This is a genomic window from Thioalkalivibrio nitratireducens DSM 14787 (assembly GCF_000321415.2).
Classification (GTDB): domain Bacteria; phylum Pseudomonadota; class Gammaproteobacteria; order Ectothiorhodospirales; family Ectothiorhodospiraceae; genus Thioalkalivibrio; species Thioalkalivibrio nitratireducens.
In genome coordinates, this window is record NC_019902.2 from 2,814,293 (window position 1) to 2,836,394 (window position 22,102).

The 22,102-nt window shown below is 67.2% G+C and carries 18 protein-coding genes; 8 read left to right on the plus strand and 10 right to left on the minus strand.

The window, feature by feature from the left end; translation table 11 throughout:
* Window positions 1-50: 50 nt before the first annotated feature.
* Window positions 51-1,961, minus strand: coding sequence for a SurA N-terminal domain-containing protein (locus TVNIR_RS12915; RefSeq protein WP_015259480.1), 1,911 nt, complete (start codon window positions 1,959-1,961; stop codon window positions 51-53).
* A 282-nt stretch (window positions 1,962-2,243) separates the two neighbouring features.
* On the opposite strand from TVNIR_RS12915, the gene TVNIR_RS12920 reads away from it, so the two are divergent.
* The 3 genes from TVNIR_RS12920 to fusA all read left to right on the plus strand — a co-directional run bounded on the left by TVNIR_RS12920 (window position 2,244) and on the right by fusA (window position 5,979).
* Complete coding sequence (locus TVNIR_RS12920; RefSeq protein ID WP_015259481.1) at window positions 2,244-2,663, plus strand: secondary thiamine-phosphate synthase enzyme YjbQ; 420 nt, start codon at window positions 2,244-2,246, stop codon at window positions 2,661-2,663.
* 255 nt (window positions 2,664-2,918) lie between these two features.
* Window positions 2,919-3,626 carry a hypothetical protein gene (locus tag TVNIR_RS12925; protein WP_015259483.1) on the plus strand — a complete coding sequence of 236 codons (708 nt, stop codon included), beginning with the start codon at window positions 2,919-2,921 and terminating at the stop codon, window positions 3,624-3,626.
* Between the two features lie 256 nt (window positions 3,627-3,882).
* Window positions 3,883-5,979: an elongation factor G gene (gene fusA, locus TVNIR_RS12930; protein WP_015259485.1), complete on the plus strand. Its 2,097-nt coding sequence runs from the start codon at window positions 3,883-3,885 to the stop codon at window positions 5,977-5,979.
* A gap of 135 nt (window positions 5,980-6,114) precedes the next feature.
* Here the strand turns inward: fusA and TVNIR_RS12935 are convergent, their stop codons facing one another.
* From TVNIR_RS12935 to TVNIR_RS12945, 3 genes are all read right to left on the minus strand, one after another.
* Complete coding sequence (locus TVNIR_RS12935) at window positions 6,115-6,732, minus strand: class I SAM-dependent methyltransferase (protein ID WP_211263201.1); 618 nt, start codon at window positions 6,730-6,732, stop codon at window positions 6,115-6,117.
* Window positions 6,733-6,979: 247 nt separating this feature from the next.
* Window positions 6,980-9,379: a spermidine synthase family protein gene (locus TVNIR_RS12940; RefSeq protein WP_083499460.1), complete on the minus strand. Its 2,400-nt coding sequence runs from the start codon at window positions 9,377-9,379 to the stop codon at window positions 6,980-6,982.
* Between the two features lie 31 nt (window positions 9,380-9,410).
* Window positions 9,411-10,121, minus strand: a complete 711-nt coding sequence (locus tag TVNIR_RS12945; RefSeq protein ID WP_015259488.1) for a protein-L-isoaspartate(D-aspartate) O-methyltransferase — start codon at window positions 10,119-10,121, stop codon at window positions 9,411-9,413.
* 486 nt (window positions 10,122-10,607) lie between these two features.
* Here TVNIR_RS12945 and TVNIR_RS12950 point away from each other — a divergent pair, with 486 nt between their 5' ends.
* The 3 genes from TVNIR_RS12950 to TVNIR_RS12960 all read left to right on the plus strand — a co-directional run bounded on the left by TVNIR_RS12950 (window position 10,608) and on the right by TVNIR_RS12960 (window position 14,193).
* Window positions 10,608-11,543, plus strand: coding sequence for an MbnP family copper-binding protein (locus TVNIR_RS12950; RefSeq protein ID WP_015259489.1), 936 nt, complete (start codon window positions 10,608-10,610; stop codon window positions 11,541-11,543).
* A 92-nt stretch (window positions 11,544-11,635) separates the two neighbouring features.
* Window positions 11,636-12,928, plus strand: a complete 1,293-nt coding sequence (locus TVNIR_RS12955) for a methanobactin export MATE transporter MbnM (protein WP_157092279.1) — start codon at window positions 11,636-11,638, stop codon at window positions 12,926-12,928.
* Window positions 12,925-14,193: a hypothetical protein gene (locus tag TVNIR_RS12960; RefSeq protein WP_015259491.1), complete on the plus strand. Its 1,269-nt coding sequence runs from the start codon at window positions 12,925-12,927 to the stop codon at window positions 14,191-14,193. The genes TVNIR_RS12955 and TVNIR_RS12960 overlap by 4 nt, the downstream gene beginning before the upstream one ends.
* An 83-nt stretch (window positions 14,194-14,276) precedes the next feature.
* Here TVNIR_RS12960 and TVNIR_RS12965 read toward each other — a convergent pair whose 3' ends face one another.
* The 6 genes from TVNIR_RS12965 to TVNIR_RS12990 form a co-directional block, all read right to left on the minus strand.
* Window positions 14,277-14,681, minus strand: a complete 405-nt coding sequence (locus tag TVNIR_RS12965) for an ExbD/TolR family protein (RefSeq protein ID WP_015259492.1) — start codon at window positions 14,679-14,681, stop codon at window positions 14,277-14,279.
* Complete coding sequence (locus TVNIR_RS12970) at window positions 14,681-15,355, minus strand: MotA/TolQ/ExbB proton channel family protein (RefSeq protein ID WP_015259493.1); 675 nt, start codon at window positions 15,353-15,355, stop codon at window positions 14,681-14,683. Before TVNIR_RS12970 ends, TVNIR_RS12965 begins: the two co-directional genes overlap by 1 nt.
* A 79-nt stretch (window positions 15,356-15,434) precedes the next feature.
* Window positions 15,435-15,719 (minus strand): energy transducer TonB, encoded by a 285-nt coding sequence (locus TVNIR_RS20775; RefSeq protein ID WP_015259494.1) that lies wholly within the window; start codon window positions 15,717-15,719, stop codon window positions 15,435-15,437.
* 449 nt (window positions 15,720-16,168) lie between these two features.
* Window positions 16,169-16,711 (minus strand): TlpA family protein disulfide reductase, encoded by a 543-nt coding sequence (locus tag TVNIR_RS12980; protein WP_043739740.1) that lies wholly within the window; start codon window positions 16,709-16,711, stop codon window positions 16,169-16,171.
* Window positions 16,708-17,955, minus strand: a complete 1,248-nt coding sequence (locus TVNIR_RS12985; RefSeq protein ID WP_015259496.1) for a sialidase family protein — start codon at window positions 17,953-17,955, stop codon at window positions 16,708-16,710. Before TVNIR_RS12985 ends, TVNIR_RS12980 begins: the two co-directional genes overlap by 4 nt.
* An 11-nt stretch (window positions 17,956-17,966) precedes the next feature.
* Window positions 17,967-20,036 carry a TonB-dependent receptor gene (locus tag TVNIR_RS12990; protein WP_015259497.1) on the minus strand — a complete coding sequence of 690 codons (2,070 nt, stop codon included), beginning with the start codon at window positions 20,034-20,036 and terminating at the stop codon, window positions 17,967-17,969.
* Window positions 20,037-20,482: 446 nt separating this feature from the next.
* Between TVNIR_RS12990 and TVNIR_RS12995 the strand changes: the two genes are divergently transcribed.
* Window positions 20,483-20,791, plus strand: coding sequence for a c-type cytochrome (locus tag TVNIR_RS12995; RefSeq protein WP_015259498.1), 309 nt, complete (start codon window positions 20,483-20,485; stop codon window positions 20,789-20,791).
* A 16-nt stretch (window positions 20,792-20,807) separates the two neighbouring features.
* The gene (locus tag TVNIR_RS13000) at window positions 20,808-22,097 is read left to right on the plus strand and encodes an NAD(P)/FAD-dependent oxidoreductase (RefSeq protein ID WP_015259499.1); all 1,290 of its coding nucleotides are present in this window, start codon (window positions 20,808-20,810) and stop codon (window positions 22,095-22,097) included.
* Window positions 22,098-22,102: the final 5 nt, after the last annotated feature.

Sequence of the window (22,102 nt, forward strand, 5' to 3'; positions counted from 1 at the left end):
CACACGCCCCGGGGTTCAGGCGGCGCCCGGGCCACCGGGCGCCGCTTCTGTCACTCCAGGTTCTCGAGGTAGCGGCGCACCTTCGCCTCGGACTCGAGCCAATCGAGGTAAGCCCGAAACTCGGCGCCGGCGTAGGCGATCTGCAAGTCGTCGGCGACCCGTGCGAGTTCTTCGGCGACCGCATCCAGTTCCAGCGTCTCGACCGACTCCAACACCAGCACCGCGAAATCGCCGTCGGGCAGCCGCACGCCCTCGTGCCGCGCGCTGTCCTCTACCGGCGCCGCCATCTGGAACAGGTGCCGTGCCAAGGACGGCGGCATCTCCACGTCCTCGACCTCGGGACCCGTGGTCCGATTCACCGGAATGGACCGGACCCAGGCCCCCGGAGCTTCCTCGGCCAGCGAGGCGACCGTGGCATCACCGGCCTCGAGTGTCGCGAGGATCGACTCGCCGGTTTCGCGCGCGGCCTGCGCAGCCGCGTCCCGGCGCAACAACTCGCGAATCTCGCCGGCGACCTCGTCGAGCGACAGCACCCGCGGCTCCTGGCGCTCCTGCAATCGCAGCACGAGCGTGCTGCCATCCGGCAGATCTACCGCCTCGCTGTTGCGGCCATCGACGCGCACGGCGGTACTGAACGCCGCTTCGCGCACGCCAGGGAACCGGGCGACCCCGCCGCCTTCGCCGCGCGTGAACCAGTCGGTGGTGCGCATCTCGAGGCCGGTCGCGCGGGAAGCAGGCCCCAGGCTGTCGGGATATTCGAAGGACTGGGCGAGCAGGTCATCCAGCACACGGATCTGACGCTGCTCGGCGCGACGGTCACGCAGGTCGCGCTCGACCTCGTCGCGCACCTCGCCGAACGGACGCGGCCGCGACGGCTGTATCTCCGTCACTTCCACCACGTGCCAACCCAGCCGGGTCTGCACCGGCTGGCTCACCAGCCCGGCGGGCAGCGAGAAGATCACCGTCTCGAGCACCGAATCGAGGTCGCCGCGCGCAACCTGGCCGATGTCCCCGCCCCGATCGGCGGACAGGCGGTCCTGGGAATGCTCCCGGGCCAGGTCGGAAAAATCCTCGCCCTGGTCGAGCCGTTCCCGCAGTTCGCGAATCCGCGCCTCCGCATCCTCGGTGTCCCGTTCGATCAGCACCTGCCGAACGCGGCGCAATTCCGGCTCGGCATAGCGCTGCGCATTCACCTCGTAGTGATCGCGGATCTCCTGTTCGGTAACGGCTATGCCCGCCTCCAGTGCCACGGGGTCGAGTCGCAGGTAGGCCACCTGCAACTGCTCCTCGGTCGTGAACCGTTCCGGGTTTTCCCGGTAATAGGATTCGATCGCCGCGTCGTCGACGACCTCCGGCCGGTCGAACGCGTCGGCCTCGAGGATGCGCCAGCTCGCGACGCGCACCTGGTTGCGCAGTTGCGCGAACTCCCGGACCGTGCTCATCGGCAGGTCTCCGCTCGCCTCGACCGCCTGCTGCACCTGGGCCAACACGATCTGGTGCGCCACGTCACGCTCGAACTCACCGGGCGACATCCGCTGTGCCTGGAGCACGGCCTGGTAGCGCTCCGGACTGAACCGGCCGTTGTCGCGGAATTGCGGGATCGCCTGGATCTCCCGTACCACGCCGGTTGCCGAGGCGCGGAACCCTGCTTCCTCGGCCGCCTGCCGCAGCAGTTCCCGCTGGATCAGCGCCTCCAGCGCGGCATTGCGGATCGCGCGCTCGTCGAACAGGTCGGCGGGAACGTCGCCGCCGAACATGCGCGCGATCTGGTCGCGCTGGGCCCGCGCCTCCTGGTGCACAAGGCGCACGGGGATTTCCGTTTTGTTTACTTCCGCGGCGACCAGCGGGCCGGCACCACCGAAATACTCGCCAAGGCCCCAGAGGGCGAACGGGATGGCGATCAGGCCAATGATGACGTAGGCGAGCCAGCCGGTCGCCTTGTCGCGAATGGATTGCAGCATTGTGATTCCGCCAAGCGTGAGAACAGTGCGAAGCGTCCGATGATACCAAGAGCTTCGTCTGATAGACATTCTGGGCCGGCTTTGGTTTCTGTAGGCCGGATTGATCCACCCCCGGACCACGATGCGGCACCGGTGCATCAAGGCTGATTCACCCGAGTCGCGTTGGCAGCCACTCATTTTCCGGCTACCCTCACGCCGCCAGAGCAACAATCGCGGCGGATCCGGGACAGCACCGGTATCCGCATCGTGGTCGGCCCGCGGCGCACCGCGGTGGAGACAGCCATGCGACAGCAAAGTCACATCCTCCTGGTCCGCAGCTCCGGCCAGGGGTTGTACGAGTGCACCGACGAGGTGCGGCGCTGGGTACGCGCCACGGGCATCCGGGAAGGACTGCTGACGCTGTTCGTGCAGCACACCTCCGCGAGCCTGCTGATCCAGGAGAACGCAGATCCGGACGTCCGCAGCGATCTGGAGGACTTTTTCGCGCGCCTGGTACCCGAGTCCGGGATCGCCTTCCGGCACCGTTCCGAAGGGCCGGACGACATGCCGGCCCACATCCGGGGCGCGCTGACCCAGACCCAGCTCAGCCTCCCCGTCACCTCGGGGGCTCCCGCGCTCGGCACCTGGCAGGGCATCTTCCTGTTCGAACACCGTCGCGCGCCGAACGAACGCCGTATCGTCCTGCACCTGATCGGCGCGTAGCACGGCGTTCCGGACCGTTTCAGAACGGCACGTGCCGTTCCCCGGACGGGTTGGCCCGTTCCGTTTCGAATCGGGCCGAACCCGCCGTCCGGATCCTGCCACCCTCGGGATCCCGCGGTGACGGCTTCCTCAAAGCTGGCACACGCATTGCTGGAAACCGCCTGATCCCGAACCTGCCTGACCCGTGGCCGCTGCATATGCATGCGCGCGCTCCCGAAGGCGGCGAGATCGCCTTTTCCAACGACGGAGAACGCGATGCAGCAGAACAAAGCGGTCATTCCCCGGCGCCGGGGCGGCAGGGCAGCGGGGCGCCGGATCCTCGTATGGCTCGTCGGGATCACCATCGCGCTGATCGCACTGGATTATGGCGCCGGTCATTACCAGCAGGTGCTGATCGAACGTCAGCAGGCCCGGATCGCCTGGCTGAACCGCATGGCCTTCGTGATGGTGCGCGCCGACGTTGAAGACATCCGGCTCCGCCCGGACGGCCGCTACGAAGTGACCCTCTGGATGGAAAACGTATCCGACGAGAACGACCTCTACCTGCTCGTACCCAACGTGAGTGCCTACATCCAAGTCGGTTACCGCTGGCGCGAACTGCCGCTGGAACACATCCCGGGCCCGGATGGGCTGCTGCCGGGGATGGTAGTCAACCTGCGCGATCACCTGCGCATCACCCAGCAGTACTTGCTCGATGTGCCGCCGGATGCCGAGTACCGCAAGCTCTTTCCAGGCTACCTGCACGCCCACTTCCGCAGCGAGATGTTCATGAGCCCGGAAGCCGAACCCGACGAGCACCTGATCGCGCGCTCCGACCGCTACACCGTGCACCTGCGCCCGGCCTGGGCCGACGAACAGGAACCGCTCCGGGTCAACCACTTCCGGCATGGCCCCCCCGACTATTTCCGCTCCGGCGCCGCATACCACTCGATGCGCCAAACCGGTCACGCGGATCACGAGTAGCCGGCTGACCGTACCTGTTGCGTCGGCACAACAACTGGCGCAATGCGTATCCCCCTGCAGGGCATCGTGACGCCGGGATCAAGAACGGGATCGCGACCGGCGTCCCGGCCTGCACCTGCGGCAATGCCACATCTGGCGATCGTTCCACGCGAGGCGTGGATCCCTGCGGTCGCATCCACGGGCCGGATTCCCGCTATATTCTCTTGCAAGCGCGCAGCGGCGTGCGCAACTCCAACCCGGACCCGGCAGCGAATCCATGAGCGCCCACGAACCCATCCTCGCGCAGCTGCGCAACATCGGCATCATCGCGCACATCGATGCGGGCAAGACGACGACGACCGAGCGCGTTCTGTATTACACGGGGCGCACGCGCGCGCTCGGCTCGGTCGATGCCGGCACCGCCATCACCGACTGGATGGACCAGGAACGGGCACGCGGCATCACCATCGTCTCGGCCGCCGTCTCGTCGGAGTGGCGCGACCACCGCATCAATCTGATCGACACCCCGGGGCATATCGACTTCACCGCCGAGGTCCAGCGTGCGCTGCGCGTACTGGACGGCGGCATCGTGGTTCTGGACGCGGTCCAGGGCGTCGAGCCGCAGAGCGAGACGGTCTGGCGCCAGGCCGACCAGTACCGCGTGCCGCGGATTTGCTTCGTGAACAAGATGGACCGCATCGGCGCGGACTTCGATCGTGCCGTCGCCTCCCTGCGCGAGCGTCTGGGTGCCGAGCCCGCCGTGCTTCAGCTTCCAATCGGTGCCGAATCCTCGTTCGAGGGGGTCGTCGACCTGCTGTCCATGCGGGCCGTGCGCTGGGCCGACGAGCTGGGCGCCCGGCGCGAGTACGATGCGATCCCATCCGCGCTTCGTGAACCCGCGGCCACCGCCCGCGCCGAGCTGATCGAGCGGATTGCCGAGAACGACGACGCGCTGCTCGCTGCGTATGTCGATGGCGTGGAACCGGAACCCGAGCAACTGCTCGCGGCGCTGCGCCGGGCGACGCTGGATCTGCGGCTGTTTCCGGTCCTCTGCGGGTCGGCGCTGCGCAACAAGGGCGTTCAGCCCCTGCTCGATGCGGTGGTCGACCTTTTGCCTTCGCCGCTGGACATCGGCCCGGTGCACGGCGTGGACCCGCGCACAGACCAGAAGGTCGAGCGCCAACCCGACGCGAAGGAACCGCTGACCGCGCTGGCGTTCAAGGTCGCGGCCGACCCCTATTCCGGACGGCTGACGTATGTGCGTGTTTATTCGGGCTGCCTGCGCACCGGCATGACCGTGCACAACGCCCGGAGCGCGCGCCGCGAGCGTGTGGGCAGACTGGTGCGAATGTACGCCGACCAGCGCGAGGACATCGAGGAAATCGGTGCCGGCGACATCGCCGCGATGCTCGGCAGCAAGGGAACACGGACCGGCGACACGCTCTGCGCCCCCGAGCACCCGGTGCTGCTCGAGACCATCGCCTTCCCCGAGCCGGTCGTCTGGGTCGCGGTCGAGCCGCGCGGCGCGGCCGACCAGGACGCACTCGCGACCGCCCTGCACACGCTGGCCGAAGAGGATCCCACGTTCCGCGTGCGCCACGACGAGGCCACCGCCCAGATGCTGGTGGCGGGCATGGGCGAACTGCACCTGGAGGTACTGCTCGAGCGGGTACGCAGCGAGTTCCATGTCGGTGTCAACGTCGGCCGGCCGCGCGTGGCGCACAAGGAGACGATCGGCCGCGAGGTTCCGCACGTCGAGGGTCGGCACATCCACCAGACCGGCGGCCACGGACAGTACGGACACGTGATCCTGGCCCTCGCGCCGGGGCCGCACGGCTCGGGCATCGTATTCGAGAGCGCGATCAGCGGCGGCGCGATACCCAAGCAGTTCCTGCCGGCGATCGAACGCGGCGTGCACGATGCAGCCCAGGCGGGGGCGCTGGCAGGGTACCCGGTCACCGACGTGCAGGTGCGGCTGCTCGATGGCTCCCATCATGACGTGGACTCGACCGATCTCGCCTTTCGCACCGCGGCACGCGTGGCCTTCGAAGAGGGCCTGCGCCAGGGCGCACCAGTCCTGCTCGAGCCGATCGGACAGCTCGAGGTGCTGGTGCCGGAGGAATATCTGGGCGACGTGATGGCACTGCTCGCCGCGCGCCGCTGCGATGTCGTGGGACTGGAAGCGGGTCCCGGCGGCGCTGAGGCCGTGCGCGGGCATGTACCGCTGGCCGAGATGTTCGGTTTCGCCTCCGCCCTGCGCTCGGCCAGCCAGGGGCGGGCCCTATTCACGATGGAGCCACTGCACTACGCCCCGGTGGACGCGGAACTCGCACACCGAATGCTCGGCACGGGCGGCGCCAGTTCCCCCTCGTAGCATCCTGGCCCCGGGGTTGCGGTGGGCGCCGGGTCAGCGCAAGTGCCGAAAGCCGGATGGCGCTGCGCTCCTCCGCTCCACCAGCCATACGAACTGCAAGAACGTTGTGGCTTTCACGCTCGGGCGACTCTATTCCTACTCTCGATGCCGATTCGCAGGCATTGCCACGGCAATGCACGAGGCCCGACTCCCGTGGCGTGCCAGGATGGTGAACTCCTCGACTTCAAGGCCGGCGGCGCGGACCTGCGCCTTGAACTCGTCTTCGTAGGTCACACGGCCGAAATCGATGCTCGTGACACGTTTCAGCATCGGCTTGAGGATTTCCATCCAGCGGACACGCTGTTGCTGGATGGTCTGGGTGAAGAAGATGCGTCCGCCCGGATTCAGCAGCGCACGGCAATGCCGCAGCGCCCGTTCGGGTTCGGGCAGGAGCATGAAGCTTGCGGAGAAATACACAGCGTCATAAGGTCCGCCCTGGTGATCGTAGACGGATTCGAGCCGAACCCCGACGCGATCGGCCAGCGGGGATTTCCGAAGCCTGCGCCGCGCACGGTCGATGTAATCGCCATCGGTGTCGATACCGGTCACGCGCAGGCATTTCCGCTTCACCCGATCGGCATTCGCCAGCAGCGCACCCGCCGTGCCGATACCGACGTCCAGCAGCGCGGCACCCTCAGGAACGCGCCTCAACACCTCGGCGTACCAGCAAGAGGTGAGCCTGAGGATCAGCGTGTCGTAGATCAGACTTCGAATCATGGGCTGCTGCAAGACGGCCGCATGTGCCGGGCGACAGTTCCCCGTCGGCGAGTGGTGGTGTCAGTCGATCGCTGGCCCTGGTGTAGAGTGAAGCGTCCTGTTCGGCCAGACCGCTTCACCGCGAGATCCGGAGCAATCGCTTACAGTCGAACGGCTTGACCTCGAAGTCAAGGAAGATCCGGCGGATGCGCCGGCTGTCGTCATCCGCAGGATTGCGGCACGTTGCTGCCGCGCGTTGCCGCGGTCATAACGCCCGGCCCAGGCGCAGACTGGCCAGCGCGACCACCAGGTAGGCGACCGCCGCTCCCTGCATCACGAAGGCCAAACCCGTGCCCAGCGCGATCAGCGTGGCCAGCGCGGTGGCGGAGACCGACAGGCAGCTGTCGATGCCACAGGCCCAGGGGATGTGGGTTTCGTCGCTGCCCGCAAGGCGGCGCAGGCCAAAGGGAAACATCATGCCCATCAGCACGGCCGGCGGCGCGAGCAGCAGGAACACGACAACGGCCCTCGCCGTCATCGGCGCGCTCATCGACAGCTCGAGCACCGGCATCAGCCCATGCGCGTAGACCAGGATCAGCCCGGCGATCGCTACGCCGGTGACCACGAGGTTGCGCCGGGTCGCCGCGATACGTGACGACAACAGGCTGCCGACCCCGGAGCAGACGAGCAGCGTGCCCAACACCGCGGCGGTGGCGTAGACCGGCTGCCCCAGATAGAGCACCAGCTTCTGGATCAGCACGATCTCGAAGAACATGAAGCCGATGCCGGTGGCGGAGAAGTACAGCAAGGTCCACCGCCGGCGGGTGCCCTGCCAGCCGACCCGGAACAGGGGGAGCACGATCAGGATCACCGCGGCGAGCACGATCTGGAGAAGGGTCACCGCGGCCAGCACCAGCCCGAGTTCCATGTACGGCAGCTCCCGGGTACCGTAGATCGCCTGCAGTTCGAGAATGCCGGACAGGCGGATGAACTGGCCGAAGAAGGGGCGGTCGTCGGTGGCCGGACCGATGTCGAACAGGTAGTTGTCGAACAACGCTGCCGGGTCGCCGTGCAGCAGGATATCGACGTGTTCCAGAAAGGAGCGATCGGGCAGCCGGTTGAATCGATCGCGCTCGCCGGACTGCACGTCCTCCAGCAGCAGAAGGTCGAATGCCAGGTTTTGTGCGAATTCGCGGATATGCCCGCGCTCGGTGGCCGAGAACGCGGTCCGGCTCAGCAGATAGGTGGTCGTACCCCAACTGCGCACTGCCGCCACGTGCGCCGGCGCGTGCCCGATGCCCTCCCGCTCCAGCAGCGTGCGCCAGGTCGCGAGCAGCCGCAGGGGTTTGCGTGGGGGCTCGTCCTGCCAGACCGTGACCGCGATCATGCCCCGCTCGCCCAGTGCGTCCCACATGGCGAGAAAGGCCTCCAGCGTCAGCCCGTACTGCTCGCGCAGCGCATACACACCCGAGGTACCACCAAACGCGCCGAGCGTGGGCAGCACGATCAGGTCGTAGTCCTGCGCCACGCGCCGGGCGAGGTAGCTGCGCACGGTGGTCCCCTGCAGCGTCACCGCCGGGTCACGGTAGATCGAATCGATCCACTCCGGGTACCGATCACGCAGCAGGCGGTTCGCCTGGCGATGCGGCTCGACCGCGGTGATCGTTGCCGCGCCGTGACCCAGGGCATGAGCCACGTCCTCGCCCGCGCCAGCCTCGAGCACCAGCACCGATTCCGGGTCGCGCACCGCGTAGGACAGCCCACGGGTGGTGTGGTCGAGCAGATACACCCCGCCGGTCCCGGCGCGGCCGAGCAGCGTGCCGTAGTACTCGCCGTTGTTGAACATCACGTCGCGCACCGGGGGCTCGTCGCGGTATTGCAGGCTCAGCGAAGGCGCGAAGCGCTGCGCGTCGGCGCGCACGACCTGCAGCAGGCCGTAGGGGCTCGATGCGCTGTGGATGACCTCGGCGCCGGGCAGCAGCAGCGCGGCGTGGATCGGCTTGTACTCCGAGGGCTGCGGCCCTGCCGGGTTCACGAGGCCGATCAGCGGCACCAGCAGCGCAGCCGAGGCGACTGCCACGGCCGCCGCCTTCGGGACCGACCGCGGTCGCGTGATCCACGCGGCCAGCAGCGGCGCCAAAGCCAGCACCGCCGAAAGCCGTTCCGGCGGCAGTGCCCACAGCAGCCCCAGCACCAGTACCGCGCCGGCACCCGATCCCGCCATGTTCGCGAAATAGAGCCAGCCGATGCGTTCCACTTCCCGATAGAAGACCAGCGTGATCGCCAGCCCGGCAAAGAAGAAGGGCAGCGCGTAGACCAGATACAGGAACACCAACAGGCCTACCTGCCCGGGCTCGAAGAACAGCAGAAACGTGTCGAAGTCGCCGAACACGCCCGAGAGCCAGACGGTCGCGGCCATCGTCACCGCGGTGGCGACATACAGCAGCGGCAGTGCTGTGGCGTAGTGGCGTTTCAACGGCTCGCGCAGCAGTACCAGCGTCGTCCCCGCGGCGCCGAAGCCCAGCAGGGCGGTGGAGATCACCATGTAGGCGAAGTGATGCCACTGCGACACCGCGAGTAGCTGCATCACCACCAGCTGGAACGCAATCACGGCCGCCGACGCCAGCGCGACGGACCAGGACACGAAGCGGGGAGCGGGGCTCATGACCTGCGCCAAGTCTGCCCCACCTCCGCCGTCACGGCTGTCGGCGTGTCAGCGGGACGAAGCGCACCGGCAGCAGGCTCTCGCTCACGGTGCGGTCGCCGTCGCGCGTGATCAGCATCAACGTCTGGGTACGAAACGGCGAGCCCACCGGGATGACCATGCGGCCACCTTGACGCAGCTGATCGAGCAGCGGCGGCGGAACGTGGTCGGCCGCAGCGGTGACGACGATCGCGTCGAACGGTGCGTGCTCGTCCCAGCCGTGGTAGCCGTCGCCGTGTTTCACCCGGACGTGCCCGTATCCCACCCGTCGCAGGTTGGCTTCACCCCATTGCGCCAGTTCGCCGATGATCTCGACGGTAAACACCTCGTCAAGGATCTCCGCGAGCACCGCTGCCTGGTACCCGGAACCCGTCCCGATTTCCAGCACACGCATCCCTGGCTGCGGCTTGAGCAGTGCCGTCATGTAGGCCACCAGGAAGGGCTGCGAAATCGTCTGGCCATAGCCGATCGGAACCGGCCGATCCTGGTAGGCATGGCGGCGCCGATCCTCCGGCACGAACAGGTGACGCGGCACCCGGCGCAATGCCTCGAGAGTCGCGGGATGCCGGATGTCACGCGCCTCGACCTGGGTGGCGACCATGCGCTCGCGCTCGCTTTCGAAACGTCCGTCCTGTGCCAGCGCCGGACCGGCCAGCGACCCGGCCAGGAGCCCCCAGATCAGGATGCGGATGACGGATGTCATATCGGACCTCCGCGGTCGGTGTACCTGGCTCCGCTGGCCGACGCCACCGCCGGGGCCATGGCATTCAGCGGCAGCCGTGAACTCAGAACCTACTCCTATGGCGATTGTGGGGTTGTATTGGTTCCCGCAGGGGCACGCAACCGGCAGCAGCGCAAACCGATGCCTCCGTGCGCGCAACGCGCACTGGCCGATATCGGCCGCAAGGAACCATAGACCGGCTCCTCCCCAAGCCTGCGCCGTGGGTCGCGGCACCGTGCCGTGCGGGCATTTGCCCCAGGGGTGGGGCAAATGCCCCATCTCTCTCCCTCCCCGGTACCCAAACCGCTGTTTTCCAGAACAATATATTTTGGCATGACGATTGCCTTTATCTGAACGCGGGGTTGACCGAAGCCCTGCCCGGCCGTCGTGCGCCAGCGCGGCCGGACAAGACAGAGAACCCGCGGACCGCTCGACCAGCGGGGACATACCAGAGGAGAGGACAGATCCATGCATAACACCCATCGCTTGCTCACGCTCGCCGTCGCCAGCGCATTCACCGCCGCCTGCGGAGGTTCCGGCTCCAGCACCGGGACCGGGGATCCCGGCCAGGAGGGGCTGAACCCGACCTCGCAGGAGGTGGTCATCCCGTTCCAGGCCCACGCAGCCGGAACGGCCATTGCCTGCGACCAGCCCCTGTATGGTCTGGGCCTCTCGGGCACCGAGGCACGGCTTACGGATTTCGCCCTGTTCGTGCACGATGTGCGCCTGGTTGCAGACGATGGCACCGAGATCCAGCTGGAACTCGAACAGAGCCCGTGGCAGTTCGAGAACGTGGCGCTGCTGGACTTCCAGAACCGTGGCGACTTCTGCCTCGGCGCGGACAAGCCGATGAACCACGAGGTGCGCGGCACCGCCGCCTACGACTCCGCCGCCACGACCATCGCCGGGCTGCGTTTCACCGTCGGCGTGCCGCACGACTTGAATCACATCGACGCGTCGACCGCGCCGAGCCCGTTGAACCGGACCCCGATGTTCTGGAACTGGCAGGGCGGCTACAAATTCATGCGCTTCGATGTCGAACCGGTCGGCGGGATCCTGCGACCGTCGGATCCGGAGTTCTCGGGTTCTCGCTGGAACTTCCACCTCGGCAGCACCGGCTGCACTGGCGATCCGGCCGTCGGCGAGACGGTGTCCTGCCTGCACCCGAACCGCGTGGACGTCGCGCTGGACGGCTTCTACCCGGAACAAAGCCACGTGAACATCGATTACGCCCGGCTGGTCGAGTCGAGCAACCTCGGCATCGACGACGGCGGCGCCGCCGGCTGCATGTCCGGAACGGGCGACCCCGAGTGTGGCCCCGTGTTCCAGCAGCTCGGCATCGCGCTCGGGGACGGCCCAGAGCCGTCGCTGCCGCAAGCCGTGTTCACCGTCGGCCAGAACTGACCCGAAGCCGACCCTCCCAGAGCACAACGTGACGCCGGCGCGCCCCGCCGGCGTCACGGCCTCGTTCTGCCCGCATCTCCCGGAGAACTCCCGTGACACGCACCCGTGCTCCCCAGCATCGGCCTTCATGTAGCGCATGGCCTGATTCCATCCACCACCGCGTCTCGCGCCCCATGCGCCCGCTACCTCAGCCCGGCAGGCTGCACCGGATCCGAGAATCCGGCGCATGGGGGGTGGCCGCGACCGGACTGGCGCTTCTCTTGCTGTTGCCCGGCTGCGGCAGCGAGACCTTCGTCGACGACCACGGCGCCCGACTCAGCGCCTTCGAGTACGACGTGCCCGAACGGATTCCGCTGCCCGTCGAACCCGAGGGCAATCCGATGACCGAGGAGAAGTTCCAGCTCGGCCGGCACCTGTTCTTCGACACGCGCCTTTCGGCCAATGGGACGATCGCCTGCGCGTCGTGCCACCACCAGGACAAGGCCTTCGCGGACGGTCGCGCCCTGCCGGTCGGCGCGACCGGCGAAGTGCACCCCCGCAATTCGCAGGGGCTGGTCAACGCCGCCTACTTCCCATCGCTGACCTGGGCCAACCCGGTCCTGCTGACCATCGAGCAGCAGATCATGATCCCACTCTTCGGCGAGGAACCGGTCGAACACGGCATCAACGACAGCAACCGGGATCAGATCCTGTACGAACTGGAGACCGATCCGGTCTACCAGCGCCTGTTCGCCGACGCGTTTCCCGACGACGACCAGCCCTTCACCTTCCACCGGGTGGTGCAGGCACTGGCCAGCTTCGTACGCGGCATCACGGCGTTCAGTTCCCGCTTCGACCGCTACCAGGAAGGCGACCGCGACGCTCTGACCGCCAGCGAGCGACAGGGCATGGAACTGTTTTTCAGCGAGCGGATGGAATGCTTCCATTGCCACGGCGGGTACAACTTCACGAATTCGGTCTACGACCGCAGCCATTTCTTCCGCGAGATGCCGTTCCACAACACCGGCCTGTTCAACATCGACGGGCTGGGCGGCTACCCGGAACCCAACACCGGTGTTCACGAGATCACCGGGCGGCCGGGCGACATGGGCCGGTTTCGGGCCCCCAGCCTGCGCAACGTGGCACTGACCGCACCCTACATGCACGACGGGTCCATCGAAACCCTGGAAGAGGTGATCCAGACCTACGCCGCGGGCGGTCGCAATGTCACCACCGGCCCGCATGTCGGCGATGGCCGGATGAACCCGTTGAAGGACGGTTTCGTGGTCGGCTTCCAGCTCTCGGACGCCGAACTCCAGGCGGTGCTCGATTTCCTGCACGCGTTGACCGACGAATCCGTAACCACCAATCCACGCTTCAGCAACCCCTGGGAAGAACAGGAATGAAACCGACCGCATGCATCGACCGCGGGAACATGGTTCCCGGCGTTCCCATCGCCCTCCTCGCAGCCGCCGTCGCCGCATCCCTGGCCCTGACCGCGCGTCCGGGCCACGCCCATGCACCGGTCTCGGCACCGGCGAAGACCGAGGTCAGTGCCGGATTGTCTCTGACCTGGCGATCCCAGGGCGTAGTTGACGACGGTCTGCCCTGGCGCATCCCTGGCGCCCTGATGGGCGGCCACGCGCTGCCGGCCCAGGAAGGCCTGGAGCTCGATGATGCCTTCCTGGGGATCCGACACCCTTTGAGCGATCGGCTGCACGTAGGTGCGAAGATCGCCGCCCACGGCCACGGGGGCGACAGCGGGGACGTGGACATCGAGCTCGAGCATGCGTTTGTGGGCTTCTCGCACGAACTCGCGCACCAGCCCGTACTGTTCGAGGCGGGGCGAATGTCGCCGCGCTTCTCGCCGGCAGTTGCCGAACACCCGTCCACCCGGCTGTTCAGCGAAGCGCCACTGGCGATGGACGTGTTCCTGGGCCGTCATTACCACGACGAAGGGATCCTGCTGATGCGTTCAGACCCCGACGGACTCTCGGCCGGTGTCGAGCTCTGGCGGGGTTCGAACTTTCCCGCCACCAGCGGCTCCGGCGGCGGCGCCTGGGATCTGTTCGCTACCTACCGCTGGTCCGGCCACCGTCAGCAGGCAGACGTCGGACTCTGGCACCTGCATGCCGATGCCCGGCTCCGCCCCGATGCGCGTTACCAGGAAGGCCACAGCCACGGGCTTCCGAACGAGGAAATGCCGCCGGACATCCGCTTCACCGGCGACACCCGGCTGACTGGACTGCACGGCAGCGTCCGCCACTTCGTTCGTCCGGACCTGGCGATTGGCGTCAGCGGCGAGTTCCTGGACGCCCGCAGCGACGGAGCGCTGTCGGATGCCCTGCGCCGGGCCGACTACACCGGTGACTACCGGGGCGGCTGGATCCAGCCCGAATTGCACTGGGGCCGGCACACGCTGGGGCTTCGATATGAGCGACTGGAGCTCAAGAACGAATTGCACGGGGCCGCCGCGCCGGGACTCGCGGAGGATGCCAACCTGCTCAATGACGACGACCCAGAACGTCTCGGGATCGCCTGGCGTTATCGCTTCGACCACGGTCTCGCAGTCCGGGTCGAATGGACCCGCGACCAGTCGCTCCCCGACCGCAGCAACCGCTTCGGAATCGGCCTGGTCTGGCAGCAGACACGTCCACTCCGTGGTCTTTGACCCGAAAGACGGTTCTTTCGGGAGTTCAGCACTGCCCGGATGGCGGCCGCGTCAGCGCGGCCGCCATCCCTCGAACCCCCACGTCAGGGATTGCGGGTCGCGAACGCGAGACGTTCAACGCCGCTGTGTTGCACCACGCTTACCAGCTCGGCGACCTTCTGGTAGGGGACCGACGCGTCCGCACCCAGCCGGACCACCACACGAGGCTCCTTGCCGACGTACTCTTCCAACAAGCCCGCAAGTGCCTCACGCTGCACTGGCACATCGTCCAGCAGTAACCGGCCATCGCCATGCAGCACCAAGGTCACCACCGTAGGCTCGGCGTCTGCAGGCGCCTCCACCCGTGGCAGATCCACGCCAAGGGCCTGGGCGAACACGGGGGCTGCGATGATGAACATCACCAGCAAGACCAGCATCACGTCCACCAGCGGAACCACATTGATTTCCGACAGCGGTTGATCCTCGTCGCCCAGCAACCCCCCGGCCATCAGACGACCCTCCCCGGTCGCAGCGGCGCGGCCGGTGCAGCCATGCCATCTCCTGGGACCCCGCTGCAGGCCAGCATCTGCAGGGCGTTGCCCTCCAGCACTCCCATGATACGCCGCAACCGACGCAGCAGCAGGTTGTAACCGACGACCGCCGGGATCGCGGTGAACAGGCCGGCTGCGGTCGCGACCAGCGCCTCGGCCACCGGTCCGGCGATCAAATCCATCGAGATCGCCCCCCCGGCCCCGCCCAGAGCCTGCAGGGCATGCATGATGCCCCATACCGTCCCGAGCAGACCAATGAACGGAGCCGTGTTTCCGGTCGTCGCGAGTGCGACCAGCCCGGTTTCGAGGCGTGCACGCTGGGACCGTACCCGGTGGGCCACCAGGTCCCGTAGGTCGTCGCGGTCCGTTCCCCGGAGGTGGGCCCACCTTAAGTCCGCGAAGACCCGGCTCGACGGTGAACCCGGTCTCAACACGTTTCCGAGTCCCTCGGAAGACCACTCGCTCAAGGCTGCCGCGCCGCGCTGCTCGATCGTGAAAACGCGCCGCAACTGCACGCCCTTGTACAGGATCACGGTCCAACTCAACACCGACAGCGCCACCAGCAGCAGGAAGACGCCGCGTACCACCAGGTCGGCGTGCCCCCACCAACCCAGCCAAAGGTCACCATCCATCGTTCTCTCCTCGCTCAAGGTCTCGTGATACGGCACCCCGCTGCAGCGACGCGCAGCATTGCCTGATGCCAGGTCTCGTCTAGCCGTCCGCCAGCCGAAAACGGATCGGCACCTCCACCGTCGCCACCACCGGGCGGCCCTCGCGTCGGGCCGGCTCGAAATGCCAGCGCCGGACGGCATCCTGCGCAGCGGCATCCAGCACCCGGAATCCCGAGCCCGAGTGCACGGTCACCGAGAGCACCCGACCATCGGCTCCCACCTCGACCTCGAGCAATACCAGCCCTTCCATTCCGCGGCTGCGCGCAGCGGCCGGATACACGGGCTCTGGGTTGTTCAGGTAGGCCGCCTGGCTCGACGGCGGCACGAACGCCGGAGGTTCGGGCGGCCCGGCATCGGTGTCCTCCGCGGCCGTGCGCCCCGGCGGCTCGGCGTCCCGAACGGGCCTGGGTTCCGGCCTGAGTTCCGGTTCGGGTTCCGATTCGGGTTCCGGTTTGGGTTCCGGTTTGGGTTCCGGTTTGGGTTCCGGTTTGGGTTCCGGTTTGGGTTCCGGTTTGGGTTTCCGGCTCGGGTTCCGGCTCGGGTTCCGGCTCGGGTTCCGGCTCGGGTTCCGGCTCGGGTTCCGGCTCGGGCGTCCCGGCCGGGAGCTCCGGTGCGGGAGCGGCCAGACGAACCATTTCGAACCCGGTCACCACGGCTGGCGGCTGCTCGGGGTCCTCTCCGGACCAGCCGAGCATGGCCACCATTGCGGCATGGAGCCCGAGCGCAACCGCAAGCGCGGCGGCCTGTCCCACGACGCACGGGACGGAAATCGGTTCAGCAGGGGCCGCCATTCCAGGATGGACTCGATGCACCGGAGTGTGTTGCCACGTTCAGGCAGATCCACCGCTCGACACGATCCAGCGACAGACGCCCACTGACCGCTTGGCGCTCATGGCCTTGTGGATAGAAATACGTTCGCGGCAGCTCGCCGTACCAGCCGGGGTCGATCGCGACTCGCAGGCGTTGCACGAACGGATCGGCGAAGATCCAGCGCTCCTGGCCATCGAGTCCGTGGTCAGTCAGAAATGTCTCGACCTGGTGCCGGTCTTCATAGGGGTCGACGGAGACGAGAACGAGCGCAAGGTCGGGGAACCGGCGGGCCAGGTCGGACCAGTGCGGCAACTCGGCCCGGCACGGTCCGCAGTCGAGGGACCACAGTTTCAGGATGAATGGCCCGCCAGCATGGCTGTCCTCGATCTCGTCGATGCTGTCCTGCACGAACGGGCGTAACCCGGCGTCAGCCGCCCATGCCCCTGAGCACAGCACCGGGACCGTCAGCATAGCCTGTGCCCGGACGAAGGCCGGTCGCCAGGTCATGGCGCCGAAACCTGGAAGAGCTGGTATCCGGCCGCAGGCCCGTGCCAGGACAGCAGGGCCTCGCCCCTGCTCTCCAGCCACAGCGGATGGTCCGCCGGACCTGGCATTCGCGCCTGTTCAAACGGGGCACCCCAGCGCCGGCCGCCATCGGCCGATTGCATCACCTTGAGGATCGTGTCGTCACCGTCGACCTCGGTCCATGCGATCGCCACGCGTGCACCGAGGGACAGTACATCCGGATGGCTCGCCGACCGGTCACGTCGACCCACCGGCAAGGGGTCCGAGAAAGCCCGGCCTGCATCCGTCGAGTGGGCATAATACGGTCCGCGCCGCTGCTCGCTGGCATTGGTGAACCAGACCATGTGGTATACACCGTCGTCGTGTATCGACAGGCCGGGACCGTGGTGCGGACAGGCGTCGATTTCCCATCCGTCCTCGCTGGCTCGGCGCAGTTCCCCGGGCCTGCCGTGGCCGCGAAAGGCCAGCAGCGCGTGGTCTCGGGTACTCGTTCCGAAGACGTGGCGCCAGATCAGCACGGGCAGACCGTCCGGATCCATGTCCAGGGCAATTCGACAACACTGACAGCTGTGGTCTGCGAGCTTGCGGTTGACCGAGAAGCTCCGGCCGCCGTCCGTGGACCGGGCGTAGTAGAGGGCCGACCCCGGGTAGCGATGGCCGACACGGTCGGCAGCAGCGGCATCGCGCGCGTCCAGCCAGGCGAGGAACACCGCGCCCTCGCCATCGACACCGAGGGCATCGAACCGGTGGCTGATCGGCTCGCGATTGTCGTTGACCGTAACCGGGTTGGAAAAACGGGTACCGCCGTCGAGGGAGCGACTGAAGCGGATATCCCCGCTGAAACGGCGCTCCAACCGCCGCGTGTACGACACATACAATTCGCCGGCGGGACCCAGCGCCAGCTTGGGACGGTTCTCGCCGTTATGGTCGATCGGTTCGGGCTCCGGATTGATCGCGACCGGTGCGTCGAAGGTCTGGCCCCGATCGTCGGACGCGGCCACCAGCACCCGGTCCCGCTGTACCCAGGCGACCCGTAGCCGCCCCTCTCCGTCGATCACCGGGGTCGGTGTGTGCCCGCAGTGTACCGAGAGCGGGGCCGGGTCGTTGCGGCAGTCGGGGTGACGAGACGTGTCGGTCGTCCCGCCGTCGGTGGCATCGGCCGGCAGTGGCGTGAACACGCAGACCACTGCCGCCAGCACGGCGACCCTCATCGGATTCTGCACCATCGCTCGCCCCCTCACTGGAATCGGTACCGAACGCCGGCATAGACGGTACGGGGAAGCCCGGGGGCCAGTTCTTCGCCACGGGCCTGGGTAAAGGCCGAGGCGGTCGCGTACCGTTCGTCGGTCAGGTTGTGCACACGCCCGAAGACCTCGAGGTCGTCGCCGATCCGGTAGGCCATGCGCAGGTGCACCAGGTCGTGCCCGCGGTAACGCGTCGTGTTCTCGTCGTCCATCCAGTAGCGCCCAACGCGCTCCCATTCCAGTTCGCCGTGCAGGCCTTGCAGCCAGGCAGGTCGGTACCCCAGCCGCGTGCTGGCCACCAGGCGGGGGGCAGAACTCATCTCGTTGCCGGCGAAATCGAGCCCGGTCCGCGGACTCCATTCCTCGAAGGTATGGCGCGAATGGCTGAGAGCCACGTCCAGCCGCAGCGCCTGCCCGAGGTCGGAACCCACGCCGACCTCGACGCCGCGGTGCCGCGTCCGTCCCGCATTCGTGGTTTCTGGCACCCCCGTGGCCGTGTCGGTAAACCGTACGATGTCGTCGCGCTTATCGAGCTGGTACAGGGTGAATTCGAAATCCATGCCCTCGCCGATGCGGCCACGCAGTCCCAGTTCGTAACTGTCGGCCTTGACGGGATCGAGGTCGACGCTCCCGACCGCTGTCCCGGGCCGGAACAACTGGCCCTCGGAGGGGGCGCGGAAGGCATGGCGGTAGGCGGCGAAACCACTCAGCCGCGGGTGGAACGCGTAGGTCGCGCCCAGCTTCGGGCTCCAGCTCTCGAAATCGACCTGGGTGCTCTCGGGCCTCCGATGCCGTTCGCTCGGTGGTGTGTCGAGCCGGTCCTTGTAGTCGTAACGCATGCGGTCGTAGCGCAGGCCGGCGCTCAGACGCAGGTGCTCGCTCGGCGAGGACTCGAGGTGGACGTAGGGCGACGCGCTCATGAACGTCACGTCGTAGTCATAGATCCGCTCACCCACCGTGTAGTCCGTGAACACCCGGCCATCGCGGGTCGTCTCGATGCGCCGCTCGACCCGACTCCCGGGGCTATAGTCGAAGTCCGCACCCACGATCACGCGAGTCCGCATCGGTTCGAAGTCGCGCCGGTGCCGCAGCAAGAGCCCTGCGGACAGGTTCTCCGTCTCGGATACGTATGGATCGAAGTTCAGCGTCCAGTTCGGCATCAGGTCCATCGTGTTTTGGCGCAGATAGGACGTGACGCTCAGCAGGCTGTCGGCGGTCTCCCTTTCGTAGGCTGTAGAGGCCCGCAAGGCCCCGACCTTTCGGAACGAGATCGGGGTGTAGTTGCGGGTCGGCCTCTGCTCGTAGTCCTCGCGGGACAGGCGCGAAGAACCGGCGGTGTCCTGGTCGATCCTCGATCCTGCAATGACCGTCTTCAATACTGCGCCGCTGTCCAGAAAGCGGTCCCAGCGCAGATTCAGGCTCTGGCGATCATATCCGGTACCGTCGCGCCAGCCATCGGTCCGGGTCAGGTTCAGGTCCGCTCGCAGACCGTCGCTGTCCCAGGTATTGCCGGCACTGCCCATCAGCCGCGTGTATCCGTGTTCGCCCACATCCAGCTGAACCTCCGCTTCTGGATGCAGCGGCGCCGGACGGGTCAGCACGTTCACCACCCCGCCAATCGCATCGGATCCGTAGAGGGCGGTTCCCGGCCCACGAAGCACTTCGACGCCCCCGGCCTGCGGCAGGTTGACCTCGTACAGCGCATTGTGGTTGAAAAACCCGGTCGAACGCGTCGGGATCCCGTCCTCGAGAAACAGGTAAACCGGCGCGGTAGTGATGGGCTGCCGGATCGCGGTCATGTGCCCCTCGCCCCCGGTCACGTTGACGTGGACTCCCGGCACACGGCTCATCAGCTCGGATGGATGCGTCGGGCGCGCTTCAGCGATTTCGCTGGCATCGATCACCGAGACCGCGGCCGGGGTTTCCTCCACCGCCTGTGCCTCACGCGTGCCGGTAACGGTAACCTCGTCGAGCCGTTCACCTGCGATCGCCTGGGGAATCCAGGGCACCGTCAGGCCGAGCATGATCCAGCCGGGCCGGATGCGCTTGCAATGGCGTGGCATGAGCAGACATCTCCTTGGAAGTGCGGGGACCGGCCCGTACGCAACCCTTATGCCAGAACCTGAATATCCCCTTGTCTCAATGCCCTGCACTCAGCCGTCCCTGTCGGAATCGGAATTTTCCGGGTGAGATGCCCCAACCGCAGGGGCAGATCACACAGTGGCAGCCGAGCCGGTGCCGCGCAGTTGCCGAGCCGACCGTCGCGGCGCATCGGCAGGCGCCGTTTCCAGGCGAACCATCCCGTTCCAGATCGAACCAGCGTGAAACATCCGGGTTCCTCGCCAGACCACGCCTTCCGGACAGATCTTTTTGTTTTATTTGATGTTTCATGAGTCGCGAGACCTTCCTGGCGTACGCTGGCCTGGCCCTTGCTGCTGTTCCCGGCGGGAACCGAACGCGAGCCACATCGCTGGCTCCCCCGTCCACGACCGAACCAGGAGGAAGAACGATGAATCGACGTTTCAGGTACGCGCTGCTGCCAGCCCTCGCGCTGGTCGTCGTCGGCATCGCCGGCAGTGCCGGCGCCAACGACCTGCGGGGGTCGCTGCTCGCAGGCAACTGCTACGGCTGGCACGGTCCGAACGGTGACAGCCAGGGGGGAATTCCGTCGCTCTCCGGCCTCGATGCCGACCAGATCGCGCAGACGATGCTCGAATTTCGCTCGGGAGCCCGCGAGAGCACGGTAATGCAGCGCCAGGCGCGCGGCTACAGCGAGGACGAAATCGCCTCGATCGCCCAGCACATCGCCCACCACTAACCGCGGAGCCCCGGACATGAATGCCATCAATCGTCGACGCTTTCTTCAACTCTTCGGTGCAGGCGCGGCCACGGCCGCCTCGTCCCTCGCCTACGGCCATGCGATGCACGACAGCGGAAACAAGGCGCATCGTGTCGTCGTGATCGGGGGCGGGTTCGGAGGCAGCACCTGCGCCCGCTACCTGCGCCACTTCGACCCGGATCTCGAGGTCACGCTGATCAACCCGTCCGACACCTACACCACCTGCCCCTTCAGCAACCTCGTGCTGGGAGGGGAACGGGATCTCGCGTCGATCACGCACGACCTCTCCCACCTGGAGCACCACCACGGCGTTCGGCTCGTACAGCGCTGGGTCGAGGCGATCGACCCCGACGGCCATCGTGTGTTGCTCGACGACGGCAGCGCGATCGGTTACGACCGGCTGGTCGTGTCACCGGGAATCGATCTGCGCTGGGACGCGGTCGAGGGCTACGACCAGGCCGCACAGGAGGCGATGCCCCACGCCTGGCGTCCGGGCGAGCAGACCCTGCTGCTGCGCCGCCAGCTCGAGGCGATGTCCGACGGTGGCGTAGTGGTGATCGCACCTCCGGCAAACCCCTTCCGCTGCCCGCCGGGGCCCTACGAGCGGGCATCGCTGATCGCGCACTACCTGAAGCACCACAAGCCCCGGTCCAAGATCCTGATCCTCGACGCGAAGAACGCGTTTGCGAAACAGGGGCTGTTCCAGGCCGGCTGGGAAACGCTTTATCCCGGAATGATCGAGTGGGTACCCGGCATCGAGGGCGGCACCGTGGAACGCGTGGATACCGCCACCCGGGAGGTGTTCACCCCCTCCGGCCGCTACCGCGGCGATGTGGTGAACCTCATCCCGCCACAGCACGCAGGTGCAATCGCGCGCAATACCGGCCTGACCGATGAGAGCGGCTGGTGCCCCGTGAACCAGCAGACGTTCGAGTCACGACAGATCCCGCATATCCATGTGATCGGCGACGCCAGCATCGCGGGCGCAATGCCGAAGGCCGGCTTCGCCGCGAACAGTCAGGCGAAGGTCTGCGCGGCCGCCGTGGTCGCCGCACTGCGCGGCTTCGATCCCGCCGAGCCTTCGTGGTCTTCGACCTGCTACAGCCTCGTCGGCCCGGAATACGGCATCTCGGTCTCCGCAGTCTATCGGTTCGACGGCGGCAGCATCGTGGCCTCCGAGGGTGCCGGGGTCAGCCCCGGGCAGGCGGACGACAACTTCCGCCAGCTGGAGGCCGTTTACGCGCGCGGCTGGTACGACAACATCACCGCCGAGATGTACGGCTAGGAGGT